The sequence below is a fragment of the Corallococcus macrosporus DSM 14697 genome (assembly GCF_002305895.1).
Taxonomy (GTDB): Bacteria; Myxococcota; Myxococcia; order Myxococcales; family Myxococcaceae; genus Myxococcus; species Myxococcus macrosporus.
Map to the genome: position 1 here is coordinate 557477 of NZ_CP022203.1, position 17693 is coordinate 575169.

General features: G+C 70.7%; 16 protein-coding genes. 6 read left to right on the forward strand and 10 right to left on the reverse strand.

The features are described from left to right. Positions 1-2481, forward strand: coding sequence for an efflux RND transporter permease subunit (locus MYMAC_RS02435; protein ID WP_095956883.1), 2481 nt, complete (start codon positions 1-3; stop codon positions 2479-2481). Positions 2482-2577: 96 nt separating this feature from the next. Here the strand turns inward: MYMAC_RS02435 and MYMAC_RS02440 are convergent, their stop codons facing one another. After that, on the reverse strand, positions 2578-3450 hold the full coding sequence (locus MYMAC_RS02440) for a hypothetical protein (RefSeq protein ID WP_095956884.1): 873 nt from the start codon (positions 3448-3450) through the stop codon (positions 2578-2580). A gap of 228 nt (positions 3451-3678) precedes the next feature. On the opposite strand from MYMAC_RS02440, the gene MYMAC_RS02445 reads away from it, so the two are divergent. The 3 genes from MYMAC_RS02445 to MYMAC_RS02455 all read left to right on the forward strand — a co-directional run bounded on the left by MYMAC_RS02445 (position 3679) and on the right by MYMAC_RS02455 (position 7162). After that, positions 3679-4728: an NAD(P)/FAD-dependent oxidoreductase gene (locus MYMAC_RS02445; RefSeq protein ID WP_095961447.1), complete on the forward strand. Its 1050-nt coding sequence runs from the start codon at positions 3679-3681 to the stop codon at positions 4726-4728. Beyond that, positions 4709-5638, forward strand: coding sequence for an AraC family transcriptional regulator (locus MYMAC_RS02450; RefSeq protein ID WP_095956885.1), 930 nt, complete (start codon positions 4709-4711; stop codon positions 5636-5638). Before MYMAC_RS02445 ends, MYMAC_RS02450 begins: the two co-directional genes overlap by 20 nt. 123 nt (positions 5639-5761) lie before the next feature. Then, positions 5762-7162 (forward strand): DUF4340 domain-containing protein, encoded by a 1401-nt coding sequence (locus MYMAC_RS02455; RefSeq protein WP_095956886.1) that lies wholly within the window; start codon positions 5762-5764, stop codon positions 7160-7162. A 40-nt stretch (positions 7163-7202) separates the two neighbouring features. On the opposite strand, the gene MYMAC_RS02460 is transcribed toward MYMAC_RS02455, so the two are convergent. The 8 genes from MYMAC_RS02460 to MYMAC_RS02495 all read right to left on the reverse strand — a co-directional run bounded on the left by MYMAC_RS02460 (position 7203) and on the right by MYMAC_RS02495 (position 14303). Then, positions 7203-7631, reverse strand: a complete 429-nt coding sequence (locus tag MYMAC_RS02460) for a hypothetical protein (protein WP_095956887.1) — start codon at positions 7629-7631, stop codon at positions 7203-7205. 13 nt (positions 7632-7644) lie between these two features. Then, positions 7645-8127, reverse strand: a complete 483-nt coding sequence (locus MYMAC_RS02465) for a hypothetical protein (protein WP_095956888.1) — start codon at positions 8125-8127, stop codon at positions 7645-7647. Between the two features lie 202 nt (positions 8128-8329). Beyond that, positions 8330-8911 carry a protein-tyrosine phosphatase family protein gene (locus MYMAC_RS02470; protein ID WP_043709504.1) on the reverse strand — a complete coding sequence of 194 codons (582 nt, stop codon included), beginning with the start codon at positions 8909-8911 and terminating at the stop codon, positions 8330-8332. Beyond that, positions 8908-9906, reverse strand: coding sequence for a hypothetical protein (locus MYMAC_RS02475; protein ID WP_095956889.1), 999 nt, complete (start codon positions 9904-9906; stop codon positions 8908-8910). Before MYMAC_RS02475 ends, MYMAC_RS02470 begins: the two co-directional genes overlap by 4 nt. Further along, positions 9896-11146: a GtrA family protein gene (locus MYMAC_RS02480; RefSeq protein WP_095956890.1), complete on the reverse strand. Its 1251-nt coding sequence runs from the start codon at positions 11144-11146 to the stop codon at positions 9896-9898. The genes MYMAC_RS02475 and MYMAC_RS02480 overlap by 11 nt, the downstream gene beginning before the upstream one ends. Then, positions 11139-12065: a phosphatase PAP2 family protein gene (locus MYMAC_RS02485; protein ID WP_095956891.1), complete on the reverse strand. Its 927-nt coding sequence runs from the start codon at positions 12063-12065 to the stop codon at positions 11139-11141. Before MYMAC_RS02485 ends, MYMAC_RS02480 begins: the two co-directional genes overlap by 8 nt. Further along, positions 12043-13377, reverse strand: coding sequence for an inositol-3-phosphate synthase (locus tag MYMAC_RS02490; protein ID WP_013936376.1), 1335 nt, complete (start codon positions 13375-13377; stop codon positions 12043-12045). Before MYMAC_RS02490 ends, MYMAC_RS02485 begins: the two co-directional genes overlap by 23 nt. Positions 13378-13775: 398 nt before the next feature. Beyond that, complete coding sequence (locus tag MYMAC_RS02495; RefSeq protein WP_013936375.1) at positions 13776-14303, reverse strand: pyridoxamine 5'-phosphate oxidase family protein; 528 nt, start codon at positions 14301-14303, stop codon at positions 13776-13778. A gap of 124 nt (positions 14304-14427) precedes the next feature. Here MYMAC_RS02495 and MYMAC_RS02500 point away from each other — a divergent pair, with 124 nt between their 5' ends. Then, positions 14428-14922, forward strand: a complete 495-nt coding sequence (locus tag MYMAC_RS02500; RefSeq protein WP_095956892.1) for a hypothetical protein — start codon at positions 14428-14430, stop codon at positions 14920-14922. A 7-nt stretch (positions 14923-14929) separates the two neighbouring features. Here MYMAC_RS02500 and MYMAC_RS02505 read toward each other — a convergent pair whose 3' ends face one another. Continuing rightward, the gene (locus tag MYMAC_RS02505; RefSeq protein ID WP_095956893.1) at positions 14930-15922 is read right to left on the reverse strand and encodes an aldo/keto reductase; all 993 of its coding nucleotides are present in this window, start codon (positions 15920-15922) and stop codon (positions 14930-14932) included. A gap of 199 nt (positions 15923-16121) precedes the next feature. Between MYMAC_RS02505 and MYMAC_RS02510 the strand changes: the two genes are divergently transcribed. Beyond that, positions 16122-17636, forward strand: a complete 1515-nt coding sequence (locus tag MYMAC_RS02510) for an LA_2272 family surface repeat-containing protein (RefSeq protein WP_095956894.1) — start codon at positions 16122-16124, stop codon at positions 17634-17636. The last annotated feature ends 57 nt before the right edge of the window (positions 17637-17693 follow it).

Consider the following 17693-nt stretch of genomic DNA (forward strand, 5'->3'; position numbering starts at 1 on the left):
ATGAGTGAGAAGCGTTGGTCGGAGCGGTTCGAGGGCGCCATGGGCCGCCTGGCGGTTCGGAACCACCGCAAGCCCGTCCAGGCGCTGCTCCTGGCCCTGGTGCTCACCGTGCTCGGCGCGTTCTTCGCCCGGACGCTGACGCTCAACGCGGACTTCGTGGGGCTGCTGCCGAAGAACTTCCCCAGCGTCCAGGACATCGAGAAGATGCGCAAGCGCTTCGGTGGCCAGGGCAACGTCGTCGTGGTGGGGATGGGCGCCGACCCGGAGGTGCTCAAGCGCTTCGCGGACGACCTGGCGCCCAGGCTCGCGGAGCTGTCGGAGATTCGCTACGTCTCCCACCAGCGGCCCCGCGCCTTCTTCGACGAGCACTCGCTCTATTACGTGGACGTCGAGGACCTGGAGACCATCCAGGAGCGCATCGACGCGCGCATCCTCTGGGAGAAGCAGCAGGCCAATCCGCTCTTCGTGTCGCTGGTGGATGAGGCACCGCCGTCGGTGGACTTCGCCGACATCGAGCAGAAGTACACCGGCCGCGCCAACCAGCGCCTCTCCGGCCAGGGGGACCTCTATTACATCAACCCCACCGAGCGCATGGTGGTGCTGATGGCGAAGCCGCGGGGCAGCGCGGCGGACCTGGACTACTCGAAGAAGGTCGTGGGCCAGGTGGAGGACTTCCTGGCGAAGCAGGACCTGTCGAAGTACGGCCCGGGCTTCAAGACGGCCGTCACCGGCACCTTCAAGAAGAAGATTGACCAACAGCGCGTCATCGTCGCGGACCTGGCGAGCGCGTCCACGCTGGCCATGGTGTTGCTGGTGGCGTACCTGGCCTTCCACTTCCGCAGCGCGCTGTCGGTGGGCTTCACCATGGTGCCGGTGATGGCGGGCCTGGGGTGGACGTATGGCTTCGTGGGGCTGGCCTACGGACAGGTGAACCTCCTGACGGGCTTCCTGGCGGCGGTGCTGGGCGGCCTGGGCGTGGAGCACGGCATCCACCTGCTGGGGCGCTACACGACGCTGCGCTCGGAGGGGATGAGCTCCGAGGAGGCGGTGGGGGAGTCCTTCCGGCACACCGGCTTCTCCGCGCTCATCGCGGCGCTGGTGGCGGCGCTCACCTTCCTCAGCCTGGCCATGTCGGAGTTCAGGGCGTTCCGCGAGTTCGGCATCATCGCCGCGGTGGGCATGCTGGTGAGCATCTTCTCCTACGTGGTGCTGCTGCCCGCGATGCTGGGGCTGGCCACGCGCCTGGGCTGGACGCCGCGGGTGCAGCAGGAGAGCGCCGCCGGGCCGCTGAGCCTGCTGGCCCGCTGGCTGCCGCGCTCCTACCGGGGCGTGGGCATCGTGGTGGGCGTGGCGGTGCTGGCGCTGGTGTCGCAGGCGTACCGCATCTCCTTCAACTACGACTCGCGCACGCTGGAGGACTACAAGCAGGCGTCGGCGGTGCTGGACCAGAAGGTGAATGACATCCTGGGCTACTCGCAGACGCCGGTGGTGGTGCTCACCGACTCGCGGGAGATGGAGCGCGAGGTGGTGCGGCAGCTCGAGGCGCGCAAGGCGGCGCGGGGCAAGGACTCCACCATCGACTTCGTGGGCGCGCTGGAGGACCTGGTCCCCAAGCGGCAGGACGAGAAGCAGGCCATCCTCCAGTCCATCCGCGCGAAGCTGGAGAAGCTGGACCCGGAGCGGCTGGCCGAGGACACGCGCAACACGCTGGTGCGCGCGCTGGACATGGCCAAGGCGAAGCCCTTCACGCAGGACGCCCTGCCCCCCAGCGTGCGGCACCAGTTCGAGAGCCTGGATGGCAGCACGGGCGGCGTGGTGCTCGTCTACGCGGGCGGCATCAGCCTGTCGGACGGCGAGGGCACGCGGAAGTTCGCCAAGGAGGTGCGCGGCCTGCAGATGCCGGACGGCAGCCAGGTGTCCGCGGCGGGCGAGGCGCTCATCCTGGCGGACATCCTGGACATGGTGGCGCGCGAGGGCCCGCGCATCCTGGCCGCCGCGGTGTTGAGCGTGCTGGTGGCCATGTGGCTGACGCTGGGCAAGCTGCGCACCGCGCTCATCTGCATGCTGCCCACGCTGCTGTCCGTCGTCGGGCTGGTGGGGCTGATGTCGCTGCTGGGGCTCCAGTTCAACTACCTCAACATCATGGTGCTGCCGGTGCTGGTGGGCACCACCGTGGACGCGGGCGTGCACCTGGTGCAGCGGCTGGGCGAGCGCGGCGCGGACTTCGTCTCCGTGTACGCGGAGACGGGCCGGGCGATTACCGGCGGCCTGCTGACGAGCGCCATCGGCTTCGTCGCGCTCATCCTGGCCAAGCACCCCGGGCTCAACTCCATTGGGGACCTGGCCAACCTGGGCTTCGGCATCAACCTGGTCATCGTGCTGCTGGGCTTCCCGTCGCTGCTGCTGATGGTGGAGCGCTGGCGCCGCAAGCACAGCACGTCTCCGGAGGAGCAGACGGAGCAGCCCGCGCCCGAGGCGTGAGGCCCGCTGGCCGGAGCCTGCTGGAACTTACGTCGAGGTGCGCCATGACGCGGCCATGGAGCCGGAGCGCCGCTGGTAGGCGCCGCGCCGCGCGTCTCAGCACCCGAGGACGGGGTAGTCCGCGGGGCGCAGGAGGAGGCGCCACGCGTTGCCCTCGCGGAAGAGCAGCCCGGTGACGGCCTGGCCCTTGAGCCCCACGCGGACGAGGTACTGCGTGTCGCCGCCCACGCGCAGCGTGGCGACCAGCGCCGTGGTGGCCTCGCCGTAGTCCGCGAAGCTGACGACCAGGGGCCGCCGGTCCACGTAGAGCAGGGAGGCGCCGGGCGTACCCTCCACGGCGAAGGGCGGCGCGCCCGGGTAGCACTCCAGCCGGGTGAAGGGGCCCTGCCGCTCCTGGGTGCAGGTGTCCAGCGGCACGCGGGGGTCGCCACGCTGGCCGCCGTGGTTCGTCTCCAGCGTCACATGCCCCTCCGGGCTGGTGTGCCACCGGTAACCCGGGACGGGGTAGCCCTCCGGCGTGAAGGGCCTGGCGCCCTCGTCCACCGGCGTCTCGAAGGCGTCCGACGTCCACTGGCCAGGCACGGGGCGCTCCTGGGCCGTCCTGGGCGCCGGCAGGCTCACCGTGCCCGCGACGGTGCCGGCCAGCGCCACGAGCTGCTCGCCGAGGTCCGGCGCCCCGCTGGCCTGTGTGTAGACGCCCACGGTGTGGCAGACGGGCGGCAGCTCCGAGTCCTCGTCCCCCGTGCATACGGGCTCCGTCCCCTGGAAGCGGGCCACCGCCATGCCCTGGGTGCCGACCAGCGTCATGACCTGGAGCCGAGAGTCCACGTCCTCCGGGGCCTGCTCGCCCAGGACGACGCGGGTGGTGCGGCCAGAGACTGCTTCAATCTGGTACGGCGCGGTCCACCGCTCCTCGGCGGCGGCTCCAAACGAGGCCAGCGTGACTCCCAGCACCATGGCGTAGCGCATGACGTCCTCCTGATGGGCACCTGGGATAGCAACCGCTGTACCAGGGCCGGGGACGCCTGGATTGTGGCCGGGCAGCCACACCCGGCCCTTCGCCCGCGACGGCGCCGTGGACGCGCGAATCCGCCGATTCAGCGCGAAGCCGCGCCCTCCCAGGGACAGGGGCCGCCGGTTAGCACTTCATCCATGACGAAGCGGGCCGCACGCGATGCGAGGGCACTCGTGGCTGTGATGCCTTCTCACGAGGCGTGGACGCGGCGCGAGGCCCTGGCCCTGGCGGGGCTGGGGCTCGCCAGCGCCGTGCTGCCCCTGGGGTGCCGACACGCGATGGACTCGACGAGGACGGACGACATGGAGCGCAAGGACGTGAAGGACGTGGTGATTGTGGGCGGCGGCCCCGGAGGTCTGAGCGCGGCGCTGACGCTGGGCCGTGGCCGCAAGAAGGTCCTGGTCTGCGACGCGGGCACGCCCCGGAACGCCGCGGCCGAGGAGGTGCACACCTACCTCACCCGGGATGGCACGCCGCCCCGGGAGTTCCGGCGCCTCGCCTGGGAGCAGATGCGCCCCTACGACGTGGAGTTGCGGGAGGCGCGGGTGCTGGACGTCGAGCGCGCGGGCGCGCTGTTCCGCGTGTCCCTGGAAGGGGGCGGCGTGGTGGAGGCGCGCCGGGTGCTGCTCGCCACGGGCATGGTGGACGTGATGCGCGAGCTGCCCGGCTACAGCGGCTTGTGGGGCAAGGCCATCTTCCAGTGCCCCTACTGCCACGGCTGGGAGATTCAGGACCGGGCCTGGGGCGTGCTGGCCGGCAACGAGATGACGCTCGACTTCGCGGTGATGCTGACGGGGTGGACCCGCGACCTGGTGGTGTTCACCGTGGACGGCTTCGAGGCGCCCGCCGACAAGCGCGCGCTGCTGGAGAAGGCGGGCGTCCGGCTGGAGACGCGCGCCATTCGCGGCCTCATCGCGGACGGCGAGAAGCTCGCGGCGGTGGAGCTGGAGGACGGCACCCGGGTGCCCCGGGCGTTCCTCTTCGACCGTCCGCCCCAGCGGCAGACGTCGCTGGTGCAGCGGCTGGGGCTGGCGCTGGATGAGGAGGGCTTCGTGAAGCTGACAGGGCCGGGCCAGACCTCCGTCCCGGGCATCTACGCCGCGGGCGACCTGGGCACCCGGATGCAGGCGGCCATCGCGGCCGCGGGCGCGGGGATGATGGCGGCGGGCATGTTGAACCATGAGTTGAACATGGAACGGGCGGGCGCCGCGCATGGACCTGCTCACGGTTGAGCCCGGCTGCATCGCTCGCTACGAAGGGGCGATGCCGTCCGAGCCACGACAGCCATCCTGGGGACCCGAGTCGTCGGCGCGCCGGGACTTCGAACAGGGACGCATGCCCATCTGGGCGGGGCGCTTTCATGTCCCGCCTCGCGCCGGGCGCGGCACTGCCGTGCACGCCTACGCGGTGGTGATGCTGGTGACGCGGGGCGAGTCGAAGATGCGGCACGCCGGGGACCTGGTGGTCCGGGCGGGAGACGTCCACCTGATTCCGCCCGGGGACGCGCATGGGGCCGGCGCCTCGAACGCGGAGGGGTGGGGCGTGGCCTTCCATCCGGATGCGCTGGGCGAGGACGGTGGGGCCGGCAGCCGCCTGGGGCCGCTGCTGCGGGTGCGCAAGGGCTGCCACCCCGTGCTGCGGCCCACGCTGCCGCAGCGCCGCAGGCTGGCGCGGTGGATGCGCCTGCTGGCGGCGGAGGTGGCGCGGAACGAGCCGGGGCACGAGGAGGCCGCGCGTTCGCTGCTGCGGCTGGTCCTCATCGAACTGGAGCGCATGACGGCGGCCCAGGGGGGCACGAGCGAGCCGCCGTCCCTGGGGCTGAGCCGCAAGGCGCTCACCTACATCGAGACGCACTGCCTGGAGCCGCTGTCGCTGGCGCAGGTGGCGAAGGCGCTGGGGCGCTCCTCCGCGCACGTGGCGGGCGTGGTGCGCCAGGAGACGGGCCGCACGGTGGGGGAGTGGATTCTGGAGTGCCGGATGTCGGAGGCGCGCCGCCGCCTGCGCGGCACGGACGAGCGCGTGGACATCATCGCGGAGCGGGTGGGCTACGCGGACGTGACGCACTTCATCCGCCAGTTCCGCCGCGTCCACGGGGTGACGCCGGCGGCGTGGCGGCGCAAGGCCACGGCCGGAGGGCCATGAGGCGCCTCGGGGACGCGCGGTTGAGGGTGCCCAGCGGTGCGGGGGTGAAGTAAGGGTTCTCCCTGGAGGCAGGGGCGGCAGGCCGCCGCTGTGCTCCTTCGAGCCCGGAGTCGAGGGAGAGCCATGAAGAAGGGGTTGCTCATCGCCGTTGGCGCAGCCGTGGTGCTGCTGGTGTTCATGTTCGTCGCTGGTGAGCGGCCGAAGGTGCAGCCGGCGTCCAGCAGCGGAGGCCCTGCGCTGGACCTGTCGGGGCTCGACCCGGCCCGGGTCTCCGGGCTGGAGCTGTCGGGCGCCCGCCGCGCCACGTTGCAGCGGGACGGCGATGGGTGGACGGTGGCGGAGCCCGGGGCGCCCGAGAGCCGCTTCGCGGCGGACGGGGAGATGGTGAAGGGGGCGCTGGAGGCCCTGACGCGGGTATCCGGCGCGAAGTTCGTCACCCGCGACGTCGACCGGCTGTCCGAGTACTGGCTCAATGACGGCGGGCGGGCGCTGAAGGTCCGCATCGTCCAGGAGGGCCGTCCTCCCATGGAGCTGGTGCTCGGGAGGGAGGGGGCCTCCAATGGTGGGACGTACGTGCGCAACGCGGCCAGCACGGAGGTCTTCGAGCACCCCGTGCGGTTGGGGTGGTTGTGGCGCAAGCGCGTCATGGACTGGCGGGACGCCCGGCTGGTGCGGGTGGCGCTCGGGGACCTCACCGCGCTGGTGTTCCGCGTGGGGGAGGACGCGCCGGTGACGGTGACGTCGACGGGGACGCCCGGAGGCTGGCGGCTCGCGGAGGGCACGCAGGTGCCGGAGGGCTTCCGGTTCAGCGCGCTGGTGGCCGACCAGGTCGCGCGGGACTTGCTGGAGCTGGAGCTGCAGGACGTGCTCATCGGGGAGGCCGCCGCGCAAGCCGCGCGGGAGCTTGCCCAGGCCCACGACTCGGTGGAGGCGCGCCTCGAGTCGGGGAGGTCGGTGGTGCTGCGGCTGGGCCGGGCGGCGGCGTCGGAGGACACCGTGGCCGCCCAGGTGGAGGGGGATTCACGGGTGTACGCGGTGTCGGCGGTGTCGGCGTCGCAGGTGCGCAAGCGGCTGGGGGACTTGCGCGACCTGCGCCTGCTGCGGTTCGCGTTGGAGAAGGTGGACCGGTTGAGCATCCAGGCCGGTGAGGCGCAGGTGGTGGTGGCGAAGGAGGGGCAGGGGTGGACGCTGCTCGAGCCGAAGGCGCCGCCGGAGTCCTTCCGGTTCGATGGGACGCAGGTGGAGGCGCAGCTCGTCTGGCTTCAGCAGCTCGAGGCCGCGCGGCTGCTCGACGCGTCGGTGCAGGACGCGGAGGCGGGCCTGTCACCCCCCGTCACCTCCGTGGAGGTGCGCGAGGAGGGCGGCGCGGTGCAGACGCTGCGGCTGGGGAACGAGGTGCCCAACGCGGCCACAGGTCGCAAGGAGGTGTACGCGCGAGGCTCGCTCGACGCCTTCACCTATGCCGTGGAGGACCGGGCCCGCGCGTGGCTGGCGCGGGGGCACGCGCTCTTCAGCGCGCCGTGATGGTGGCGTTCGCAGGCGGGTTCGCGGTGAGGGCTGGTCGTTAGAGCTCGCTCAGAATCCGCCCATGCCCATCGATGGCATAGGTCGCGCCCGCATCCATGATGGGCGCGCCGAGCTCGATGCCGCATCGGGAAAGTCTGGGAAGGAAGCTGATGAAGTAGAGCTGGTCGTGCTGCTTCAGCACGGTGACATCGTAGGTGCTTCGCTTCGAAAGGCACTGTGCCAGCTCCTCGGTGCGGGCTTCGGCTTTGGCGTCGGGAGGTAGGAAGTCGTTCATGGCGACTTCAAGGGCGGCCATTGCCGGGCCGTCCAGGTGCGTTCCCTGCTCCATGGCGTCAGGAAACGTGACCTTCGCTGCCTCTTCCGGGGGCGCTCGCTCGGCCTTGGGGACCTTGTAGTAGCCAAACAGGGCGCAGCCGTTCAGCAGGCTCGAGCAGGCCAGGAGCACGACCAGCGGGAACGGTTTCATGAGGTCATTCCCATCATTCGACGTACCAGCCCATGCCCTCGAACATCCGGATGTTTCCTCTATCGTCGTACACGTGGCCAATGGGAACCCATTGGCCGCCACGGAGCGCGGCGACGACCCGAGTCGCATAGTTGAAGCTGTACGCGGTGCAGGGCGCGTCGCCCCGCTTGTGGAAGACGTAGAGCTCGCGCTGAAGAACGCGGCCTGAACGTGGGGACACCGCACGCGTGGGATGCCAGTTGCCGCTCAGGTCCGCCGCGGAAAAACGCGGGTTGTGTGGATGCGTGTGGTCGCCGCCCGTGATGATGGCGTTCACTCGCTCCGGGTCGTTGAGGAGTTCAGGCATCGAGCACGTCTTGGCCTCGCGAGTATCTGCCCGGTCCCTGAAGTCGGAGAGGTAGCTCAGGTAGAACGCATCCTCGTCAGGTGCGTAGTAGTTGAGCGCGCAGTACTCGGAGCCCGCCGGACCTGCCGAGGCGCCGCCCTGCCGGGTCATGATGTCGCAGCCCGCGGCGGCGAGTTCCTCTGTCGTCTTGAACGGCCCGGCGAGAGGTCCGTCGACCTGAAGCCGGCCGTTCTCAAGCCGCCTGACTCGGACGTTGGGGTTCGTTCCGCAGCCTGGCGCGGCTGCGCAAAGGGTTATCAAGACAGTCCATGCCAACGTCGTGGATGGGGGCCCTCTGGGCATGGCTTGCGTCCTACGCCGCGCGCTCCGCCGCCCGGGCCCGCCACGCGGTGACGAAGTCCGCGAGCCCGTTCAACTGCCGGTCATTCAGCGTGGACTGCCACCGCGCCTGTCGCAGCTCGCGGTACGCGGCCGGCGCCTCCCAGCCCCGGGCCACCATCACCGCCAGCCCCACCAGCGGGCCCCGGCCCACGCCGTGCTCGCAGTGCGTATACAGCGTGCCGCCCTGCTCCAGCCGGGGCAGCGCCCACGCCACGCCGCGCATCAGCTGCTCCACCGACGGCGGGTAGCGGTCCGTCACCGGCAGGTTCAACAGCTCGATGCCCAGCGCCTTCAGCGCCTCCGCGTCGTCACAGCGCTCGCCGCGCACGTCAATCACGGCGGTGATGCCGCGCGCCTTCAGCTCCGCGTACCGCGAGCGAGGCACCGCGCCACCCACGTACAGCCAGTCATTCACCCGCGACACGTTCAGCCCACGCCCCGGCAGCTTCGTGGTCCACTCCACGCAGCGCGCCACCGAGCGCAGCACCTGCTTGCGCACCCAGCCGCGCACCCCCGGCACGTGGTGCACCTCCCGCAACAACGCAAGACTCACAGGTCGCCCTCGAGCGTCACTTCCATCAACCCCGTCACCGGCGCCTTGCCCTCACGCTCCAACACCGCCCGGTGCAGGTACGTCACCGGCGAGCCCACCACCGAGCGCACCAGGCTGCCCAGCACGGCGCCCAGGTCCTCCACCGGCGCGCTGCGTTGCAGCAGCGACGTGGAGCGCAGCACCATGGCGGAGGCGCCACCCGCGAACAGCTCCACCTTCCACGCGCTCTTCTCCTTCACGCCCTCGCGCGCCAGCGTGAAGTGCTCCAGCGGGCGGGCCTTGGCGCCCTCCTCCCACGCGTACACGGGGCCGTATTCGCCGTCCTGGCCCTCGCGCGCCAGCAGCACCAGCTTCTCGTCGCCGCGCAGCGCCCGGAAGCGCACCCACCGCTTGGCCAGCTTCGCGGGCGCGATGGTGGTCCGCGTGTGGTCAGCGTACCCGCCCCCCGTGTAGACGACGTCCTCGCCCCTGGGCCGCTGCACCGTGGCCTTCAGCGGGCTGAACGCCAGCGTCACCTCGTGGTGGTAGCGGTCCTTGCCCACCTCCACCTCGGAGCCCTCCCGGGCCTGGGGCATCATGGGCGCGGCGTACTCCAGCAGCACCCGCCCGCCATCCAGGGGGACCTCCACGCGCGTGGCCCCTTGCGCAGAGCGGGCCGAGCACGGCCCCATCTTCAGCGTGGCCGTCTTCGCGTCGTAGCCCCAGTCGCGCGACTTGACCTTCGTCTGCGCCGACCAGGCCTTCTGCCCCGGCGTCAGCACCGTGGTCCGGCACAGCCCGATGCGCGAGCCGGGCCCGATGTTCGTCACCGTGAGCTGCGCGAAGATGAAGGTGCCGTCGTCCAGGTCCCCGATGAAGGAGAAGTTCTCCCCGTAGGTGTCACTGGGAGAGACCTTCGGCTCCAGCACCGCGCCCGCCGCCGCCACGGAGGGCAGCGCGAGCGCGGCGGCCAGGGCCAACCCCTTCAGCCCCTGGAGGCGCCCTTCACGCCGCATGGGGACGCTGCTCCATGAGCGCGTCCTCGGAGGCCGCCGCGTCCTTGTTGAAGACGTAGTCCCGCTGCAGCGGCAGGTTCCACGCGAAGTACACCACGCCGCGCACCACCCACCACCCCAGCGCATAGGCGAGCTGCGGGTGCAGCGTCAGCAGCGCCACGCCGCCCGCGTTGAGCAGCGCGCTGGTGCCGCTCACCACCGAGTAGCGCGCGAGCTGCCGCGCCACCGCGCCGTTGCTCTTGAAGGTGAACACGCGGTTGAGGGAGTAGTTCACCACCGCGCCCAGGCCGCAGCCCAGCACCGTGGCCCAGGCGGGCAGCAGGCCCACCCACTCCACCAGCGCCAGCACCAGCGCGAAGTCCACCGCCGTGGCCACCGCGCCCGCCAGGGCGTTGAGCCCGATGATGGCCTTGCCGGAGCGCGCCTCCTGCCGCTTGGGCGCCAGCGCCTTCACCAGGTTGCGGAAGCGGGAGAGCGCCGTGACGTTGCTCATGACGGCCACGAAGACGAGCCCCACCACCGCCAGCCAGTGCATGGGGTGCTTCTCCTCGGGCCAGAAGACGGCCTCCAGGATGGGGGACAGCGCCGTGCCCGCGCCCATGAAGAGCACCCGCTCCAGCCGCTGCATGGCGCCGTCGCGCACGTTGACGCCCAGGCCCTCGCCCTTGGCGCGCACGTAGGGCACCAGCGACGAGCCGAGCAGCGCCATCAGCGCGGGCAGCAGCACCCACGTGTCCCGGTAGTACCAGGCCAGGCCCATGAGCATCGCCGAGTCCACGTACCGGTCCAGCACGGAGTCCAGCGCCGCGCCCGCGGGGTTGGCCTCCTTGCGCTCGCGGGCGATGCGCCCGTCCATCACGTCCAGGATGCCCGCGAAGAGGAAGAGCCAGCCGCCCAGCGCGAAGCGGCCCGCGGCCACCGCCACGCCGGAGGAGATGCCCAGCAGGCCCGACAGCATGGACAGCGCGTTGGCCGGGAGGCCCGAGCGCAGAATCACCGCCCACAGGGGCTGGATGACCCAGAAGAAGTAGTGCCGCAGGAAGTAGCCCACCAGCCCGGTGTTGCCGCGCTTGAGCGTCTCCTCGTCGCGGGGGATGCCCTTGAAGGCGCAGCGGACACAGAAGAGGAGCAGCCCGCCAATGAAGTACGCACAGGCGACGATGGCCGGTGCCAGCGCCGTCCAGATGCGGGCGGACGGAGACAGGTTTCCGGTCAACCACGCCATCAGGTTCTCAAGCACGGGTGTCTCCTCTTGTAGTCAACGGCACGGCCCAGGGTGCGGAGGCCGTCATGCGGGCGTAGACGCTTTCGACCGCCAGATATGCAACCGCCGCCACGCCCAGGCCCGCGAGCACGTCCAGGACGTAGTGGTGCGTCAGGTATACGGCGGAGAAGGCGACGAGCAACGCGAACAGCCCGGTGGCGATGCGCCACGCCCAGCCGCGCGACCACACGAACAGCATCACCAGGAAGGGGTAGGCCGCGTGGAGTGAAGGCATGGCCCCGAACACGTTGGTGCTGCGCGCGTAGAAGCTCGCAAAATAGCGGATCCCCAGCAGTTCGTCGAAACGGGCGGTCCCCGCGGGGTTGGGGGGTGCGGCCAGGTCGGCCGGTCCGGGGCCGTACTGGAGCACGTACCAGGGCGGCGCGGCCGGGTAGAGCACGTAGATGACGACGCCCATGGCGTTGGCCACCAGGAAGCCCCAGCAGAGCCGCTCGAAGAGGGAGTCCTTCTTCACGAAGAAGAAGAGGGCCAGCACGAAGACCTCGTACAGATACGCCGCGTAGGCGAACCCGCACAGCAGGTCCAGGGCCGTGTTGAAGCGCGTGGCCCACCAGTCCGGCCAGTGGGTGCCGCCGGGCGCCGGGAACAACTGGCGCTCCAGCTCCCACAAGTCACCCGTGTGGATGGGGCCCCGCAGGAACAGCCAGAGTCCCTGGCTGTCCAGCAGCATCCCGGTCAGCCACAGCGCGAGCCCACCGCGGAGGAAGCGCTGGAGGCGGGGGCCCGCCCAGGCCACCCCCAACAGCAGCGCGTCCACCGCGGCGTGGTCCCACCGCAGCCGGCCGGTGGCGTACACCAGCGTCAGGTGGCTCGCCGCCAGGGCGGTGGAGAGCCACGTGAGCGCGGTGACCTTATTTGGAGAGCGGGAGGTCATCTCCGTAATAGTCGAGCCCGAGGTGGGTGATGGGGTCCTCGCCCGCGACGACGCGCAGGGTGTTCTTCAGCTTGGTGAGCTGGATGAAGAGGTCGTGCTCCACCGGCAGGCCCGGCTGCGCCATGGGGCTCTTGAAGTAGAAGGACATCCACTCCTGGATGCCGCGCCACTCCAGCCGCTTGGCCAGGTCCAGGAACAGCGCGATGTCCAGCACCAGCGGGGCGGCCAGGATGGAGTCGCGGCAGAGGAAGTTGACCTTGATCTGCATCGGGTAGCCGAGCCACCCGGTGATGTCGATGTTGTCCCAACCCTCCTTCGCGTCGCCGCGGGGCGGGTAGTAGTGGATGGACACCTTGTGCGCGTACTTCTTGTACAGCTCCGGGTACAGCTCGGGCTGCAGGATGGTGTCCAGCACGCTCGACTTCGTCACTTCCTTGGCCTTGAAGGCCGCGGGGTCGTCCAGCACCTCGCCGTCGCGGTTGCCGAGGATGTTGGTGGAGAACCAGCCGTCCAGACCCAGCATGCGGGCCTTGAGCGCGGGCGCGATGACCGTCTTCATCATCGTCTGGCCGCTCTTGAGGTCACGGCCGGCGACGGCGACGGACTCCTGCTTCGCCAGCTCCTGGAGCGCCGGCGTGTCCACGCTGGCGTTGGGCGTGGCGTTCGCGAAGGGCACGCCCTCCTTGATGGCCGCGTAGGTGTACAGCGCGGTGGGGTTGATGTCCGGGCTGTTCTCGTCCAGCGCCTTCTCGAAGGCGGCCAGCGTCTTGAAGGACTCGGGCAGCGGGCGGAAGGTCTCCACGCTGCTGCACACCACCATCACGGCGCGCGTCGCGTTGAGCTCCTTCTTGAAGTCGCGGATGTCCTGGCGCAGCGCCTCGATGCTCTCGCGGTGCGTCTTGGTGGACTTGATGTGGTTGGCCTCGATGCGGCGCACGAACTCGGGGTCGTGCACGCCCTGCTTCGGCTTGATGCTCTGGAGGAACGGCTTCACCTCCGCCAGGTGCTTGTCGCTCAGCACACCGGAGCGCACGGCCACCTCGTACGCGTCCTCACGGATGATGTCCCAGGCGCCGAAGGCGATGTCCTTCATGTCCGCCAGGGGCACCAGCTCGTTGAGCTTCACGGTGCGCCCGTCGGTGCGCTTGCCCAGGCGGGCCGTGCCCATCTGCGTGAGCGACCCAATGGGGTGACCCTTGCCCTGACGCGCCAGCTCGACACCCGCCATCAGCGTGGTGGACACAGCGCCCAGACCCGGAATCAGGACCGCGAGCTTGCCGTCCGGCTTCGCGACCGACCTCTTGTTTTCCATCGTGGTGTTCCTTCGTTAGACGAATCCGAGTCGGCCGTATGCGGGTCGGTACGATACCGGTCGTGCATGCGGAAAATCTCGAAAGCGGATGGTTGATACTCTAAAGCGTTCGGCACTTCAACGTCATGAGCGTCGCGGCTCTTACCACCCGAAGGGGCCGCACTCATGGATCAGGCCAGCCCCAGGTACAAGGCAGGGCGATCGACGCTGTCAGAGAAACACCAGGTCGTCAGAAGGACGACATCCACGGCACACTCCTCGGACGGGTTTGACATGGGTATGTGTAGACCCATCCCCTATGAGGGATGAAGCAGGTGTGGGTGGGACAGGAGGGGGCGGAGCCACGGCGAGGCGCCGTCCCTCCTTTATATAGAGCCCATCCGGCGGGCCCCGCCGGCTCAGTGGGTCAGCGGGGCGCTGTCGTCCAGGTCGAGCTTCTGGTGGTCGCCCGGCGCGTAGGGCTGCCCGGTGAGGGCGGCCTTCATCATGCCGGCGAACTGGACCATGCGGCTGCTGGGCGTGTCCCAGTACTCGGCCTTCTCCACGCGGACGCAGAGCAGGGCGAGCTCGGGGTCGTCCAGGCCGTTGGGGAACCAGGCCTTGAGGGTGGGGTTCCACAGCTCGCGGGCCTTCTCCTTGTCGAGCACGAGCCGGCAGCGGCCGCTCACGGAGACGTAGCGGTCCCTGGCGGGGTCCGAGTACGCGAGGTTGACGTGGTGGTCGTGCGTCACCTCGTCCACCTTGGGTGAGTGTTCGCGGGTGAAGAACCAGAGCTCTCCGTCGAAGTCCCGGTCGTGCGTCCACATGGGGCGGCTGCGCAGGCTGCCGTCCGCCTCCACGGTGGTCATCATCGCGACCTTGATGCCCTTGATGAGGTCATCGAAGTGCTCGGTGACATCTTGGGTGTCTTTCTTCTTCCTGGCCATCGCTGCCTCCCTTGGGAGCACAAGGTAGGTCGCGCGGAGGCCGGCGGGCACACGGCGGTGGGTTGTCCGCCGCCAGGGCAGGCGGGCGTGTGGTAGGTGGCCGGGCAGGAAAGCGAGGGTTCGGATGCTGAAGACGGCGTGGAACGAGTGGAGCCTCAAGGCGCTGCAACTGGAGACGGCGGTGCTGGCGCTGGAGGAGATCGACCTGCCCGAGGAGCTGCACGCGCTCCAGGAGGCGGCGGAGGAGAAGCTGCTGGCGCTGGCGCGTGCGTGGAAGGCGCGTCAGCCGCCGCGCGAGCCGCGCGAGTGGGAGCGGCAGACGCTGCCCGAAGGCATGCCCCGCGACGAAGAGCTCAAGGATTTGGTGGAGGGCTTCAAGGAGGACGGCAAGTCGTGGACGCTGCTGCGCGCCACCAGCGACCTCAAGGAGGTGGTGGAGACGGTGGTGTCGGAGGGCCGCGCGTGCATGGCCGCCGGCGGCGAGTACTACCTGGGCCAGTGGGACGCGAAGGAGTCCGTGCTGGAGGTGGGCCGCGACGACGACGCGGACGAGCCCGGCACGGGCCTGGTGCTGGAGCCCACGGGCGAGCTCCAGTACACGCCGGACCCGGAGCTGTAGCCGCCGCTCAGCCCTCCAGCGCCTTCACGATGCGGGCGCGGAGCTTCTCGTCGGGCAGCCGGCCGAAGCCCGCGCGCACGTTGTCGGCGGCGTGCGAGGGTTTGCTGGTGGCGGGCAGCGGGCAGTGGACCGCCGGGTGTCCCAGGATGAACTTGAGGAACACCTGGGCCCAGCTCGTGCAGTCGATGTCCGCGGCCCAGTCCGGCAGGGGCCGGCCGCGCACGCGCTCGAAGAGGGTGCCGCTGGCGAAGGGCTGCATGACGAGCACCGCCACGCCGTGCTCGGCGGCGGCGGGCAGCAGGCGCTTCTCCGCGTCTCGCTCCAGCACCGAGTAGGGGAGCTGGACGAAGTCCGGCTTCTCCTCGCGGATGATGCGCTCCAGGTCGCCGAAGGCGCTGCGGGCGTAGTGGGTGACGCCGAGGTAGCGGATGGCGCCGCGGGCCTTCCAGTCGCGCAGGGTGGCGAGCTGCGTGCGCCAGTCCACCAGGTTGTGAATCTGCATCAGGTCCATGCGGCCCTGGCCCATGCGCCGGAGGGACTCGCGCATCTGCGCGATGCCGTCCTCCTTGCCGGTGGTCCACACCTTGGTGGCGAGGAAGGGCGTCTTCGTCTCGCCCAGCTTCTGGAGCAGCTCGCCCACCACGGACTCCGCGCGCCCGTACATGGGCGAGGAGTCGATGAGGCGCGCGCCCGAGTCGAGGAAGGTGCGGAGCACGTCGAGCAGCGGCGCCCGCTCGTCGGCGCTGGCGTCGAAGGTCTGCCAGGTGCCAAGGCCGATGACGGGCAGCGCCTCGCCGGTGCGGGGGATGGGACGGGTGCGCATGGCGTCTCCTCTGCCGCGTGAGGGCGCGGCGGTCTTCTCCGGGGGCGAGGCCCGAGGGGCCTGCTTCGCGGGCTGCGCGGCGGCGAGGCCAGGCAGCAGCAGGCCCCCCAGGGTCGCGGTGAGCACGTCCCGGCGGGACGGTGGCTGCGGACGGTGGGCCGGGGCGCGGGAGGACATGGCGCGGCATGTTAGCGGCTCGGCGGTGGGCGCTCGCGGGCGGCGGCCGCGCTGAAGTGGACAGGTGACAGTTCCTCGTGGCGCCGGTGTTCCCTTGCACGAGCGGGACGCGGATGCCTCCCGACGACTTCTTCTGGCCTGGATGCCCGCGCGAGGCGGGCCGGGCCGCTCTTCGAAACAGCCCAGGAAGGTCCAGGCGATGAATCGCAAGGTCTCGGTGTGCGCGGGGATGATGGTGGCGGTGGCGGCGTTCTCGGCTTCGGCCGAGGAGGCGGCGGAGGAGACCTCTGTCGATGGGCCGGGCGTGCCGCGGGAGCTGTCCGTGCCGCCCCTGGTGGCCGTGGCGGAGCAGCCGGTGGTTCACACGGGAGCGCCGTCGAAGGGCGCGGCCACGGGCGCTGACGCGAAGGCCGACGCCACGGTGGCCAACACGTCCCCGCGGAGCGCGGAGCCGTCGGCCTCCACGGCGGACGCGGCCGTGGGCGGTGAGGTCCGCGCCGCCGCGTCCGCGCAGGACCCGGCCGGGACGAAGGCGGAGGCGGACGAGGTCCACATCCCGTTCAGCCTCACGCTGGTGCCGGGGCTGAGCACGTCGGGCTTCCATACGGGCAACGTGGTCAACAACGTGTCCATTGGCCTCGTGACGACGCATGCGAAGCGGGTGGATGGCGTGGCGATGTCCCTGGCCGGCAACTGGGTGGGGGACGGCGGGCTGAGCGGCGCGCAGCTCACGGTGGGCGTCAACGTGTCTCGCGGCCCGGTGAACGGCTCGCAGTTCTCGGTGGGCGCCAACATCGCGGGCACGAGCCTGCTGGGCCTCCAGTCCACGGTGGGCGTCAACGTGGTGCGCGGAGACGCGGAGGGCGCGCAGCTCGCCGTGGGCGGCAACATCGCGTCGGGCGCGGTGAACGGCGCGCAGCTCGGCGTGGGCGTCAACATCGCGGGGAAGGGGTTGGTGGGCGCGCAGCTCGGCGTGGGCGCCAACATCGCGTCGGGGCGGGTGCACGGGCTCCAGGCCGCCGCGGGCCTCAACGTGGCGGGGCAGATGACGGGCCTCCAGATGTCCTCGGGCGTCAGCTACGCGCGGGAGCTCTCCGGCGCGCAGCTCTCCATCATCAACGTGGGCGGCGTGGTGGACGGCGCGCAGGTGGGCATCGTCAACATCGCCAGCAGCGTGTCCGGCGCGCAGGTGGGCATCCTCAACATGGCCCGCGAGCTGGACGGCGAAGCGGTGGGCATCCTCAGCCTCGTCGGCGGCGGCCAGGCGCGCCTGCAGGCCTGGGCCAGTGACGTGGCGCTCACCAACGTGGGCGTGAAGCTGGGCGGCCGCCACATCTACTCGCTGTTCACGGTGGGCTACAGCCCCGCCATCGACGAGGACCGCCGCCGCTTCGTCATGGGCGCGGGCCTGGGGGGCCACATCCCCGTGGGCCGCTTCTTCGTCGACCTCGACGCGGTGGGCAGCACCATCCACACGAAGCGGCTCTTCGAGGACTCGCACCACATCCTGGCGCAGCTCCGGCTGACGGCGGGCTGGCAGGTGGCGAAGCACTTCGCGGTGTTCGGTGGTGTCAGCGCCAACACGCTCGTCACCTGGGATGGCAGCGACCGGTGGGAGGAGCTGGGCATCGGGCCCCAGTGGCGCAGCGTCTCGGACGAGGGCCGCACCACCGTGCGCATGTGGCCGGGCCTGCTCGCCGGTGTGCAGATTTGAGGGCGCTCCCCATCTTCCTCCCAGGCGCCGCGCCTGAACGCGGGGCCAGGGGGAAGG

Coding starts and splice junctions, on each gene's coding strand:
- MYMAC_RS02435 (WP_095956883.1), top strand. CDS start 1: ATGAGTGAGAAGCGTTGGTCGGAGCGGTTCGAGGGCGCCATGGGCCGC.
- MYMAC_RS02440 (WP_095956884.1), bottom strand. CDS start 3,450: ATGCGCTACGCCATGGTGCTGGGAGTCACGCTGGCCTCGTTTGGAGCC.
- MYMAC_RS02445 (WP_095961447.1), top strand. CDS start 3,679: ATGCCTTCTCACGAGGCGTGGACGCGGCGCGAGGCCCTGGCCCTGGCG.
- MYMAC_RS02450 (WP_095956885.1), top strand. CDS start 4,709: ATGGACCTGCTCACGGTTGAGCCCGGCTGCATCGCTCGCTACGAAGGG.
- MYMAC_RS02455 (WP_095956886.1), top strand. CDS start 5,762: ATGAAGAAGGGGTTGCTCATCGCCGTTGGCGCAGCCGTGGTGCTGCTG.
- MYMAC_RS02460 (WP_095956887.1), bottom strand. CDS start 7,631: ATGAAACCGTTCCCGCTGGTCGTGCTCCTGGCCTGCTCGAGCCTGCTG.
- MYMAC_RS02465 (WP_095956888.1), bottom strand. CDS start 8,127: ATGACCCGGCAGGGCGGCGCCTCGGCAGGTCCGGCGGGCTCCGAGTAC.
- MYMAC_RS02475 (WP_095956889.1), bottom strand. CDS start 9,906: ATGCGGCGTGAAGGGCGCCTCCAGGGGCTGAAGGGGTTGGCCCTGGCC.
- MYMAC_RS02485 (WP_095956891.1), bottom strand. CDS start 12,065: ATGACCTCCCGCTCTCCAAATAAGGTCACCGCGCTCACGTGGCTCTCC.
- MYMAC_RS02490 (WP_013936376.1), bottom strand. CDS start 13,377: ATGGAAAACAAGAGGTCGGTCGCGAAGCCGGACGGCAAGCTCGCGGTC.
- MYMAC_RS02495 (WP_013936375.1), bottom strand. CDS start 14,303: ATGGCCAGGAAGAAGAAAGACACCCAAGATGTCACCGAGCACTTCGAT.
- MYMAC_RS02500 (WP_095956892.1), top strand. CDS start 14,428: ATGCTGAAGACGGCGTGGAACGAGTGGAGCCTCAAGGCGCTGCAACTG.
- MYMAC_RS02505 (WP_095956893.1), bottom strand. CDS start 15,922: ATGTCCTCCCGCGCCCCGGCCCACCGTCCGCAGCCACCGTCCCGCCGG.
- MYMAC_RS02510 (WP_095956894.1), top strand. CDS start 16,122: ATGAATCGCAAGGTCTCGGTGTGCGCGGGGATGATGGTGGCGGTGGCG.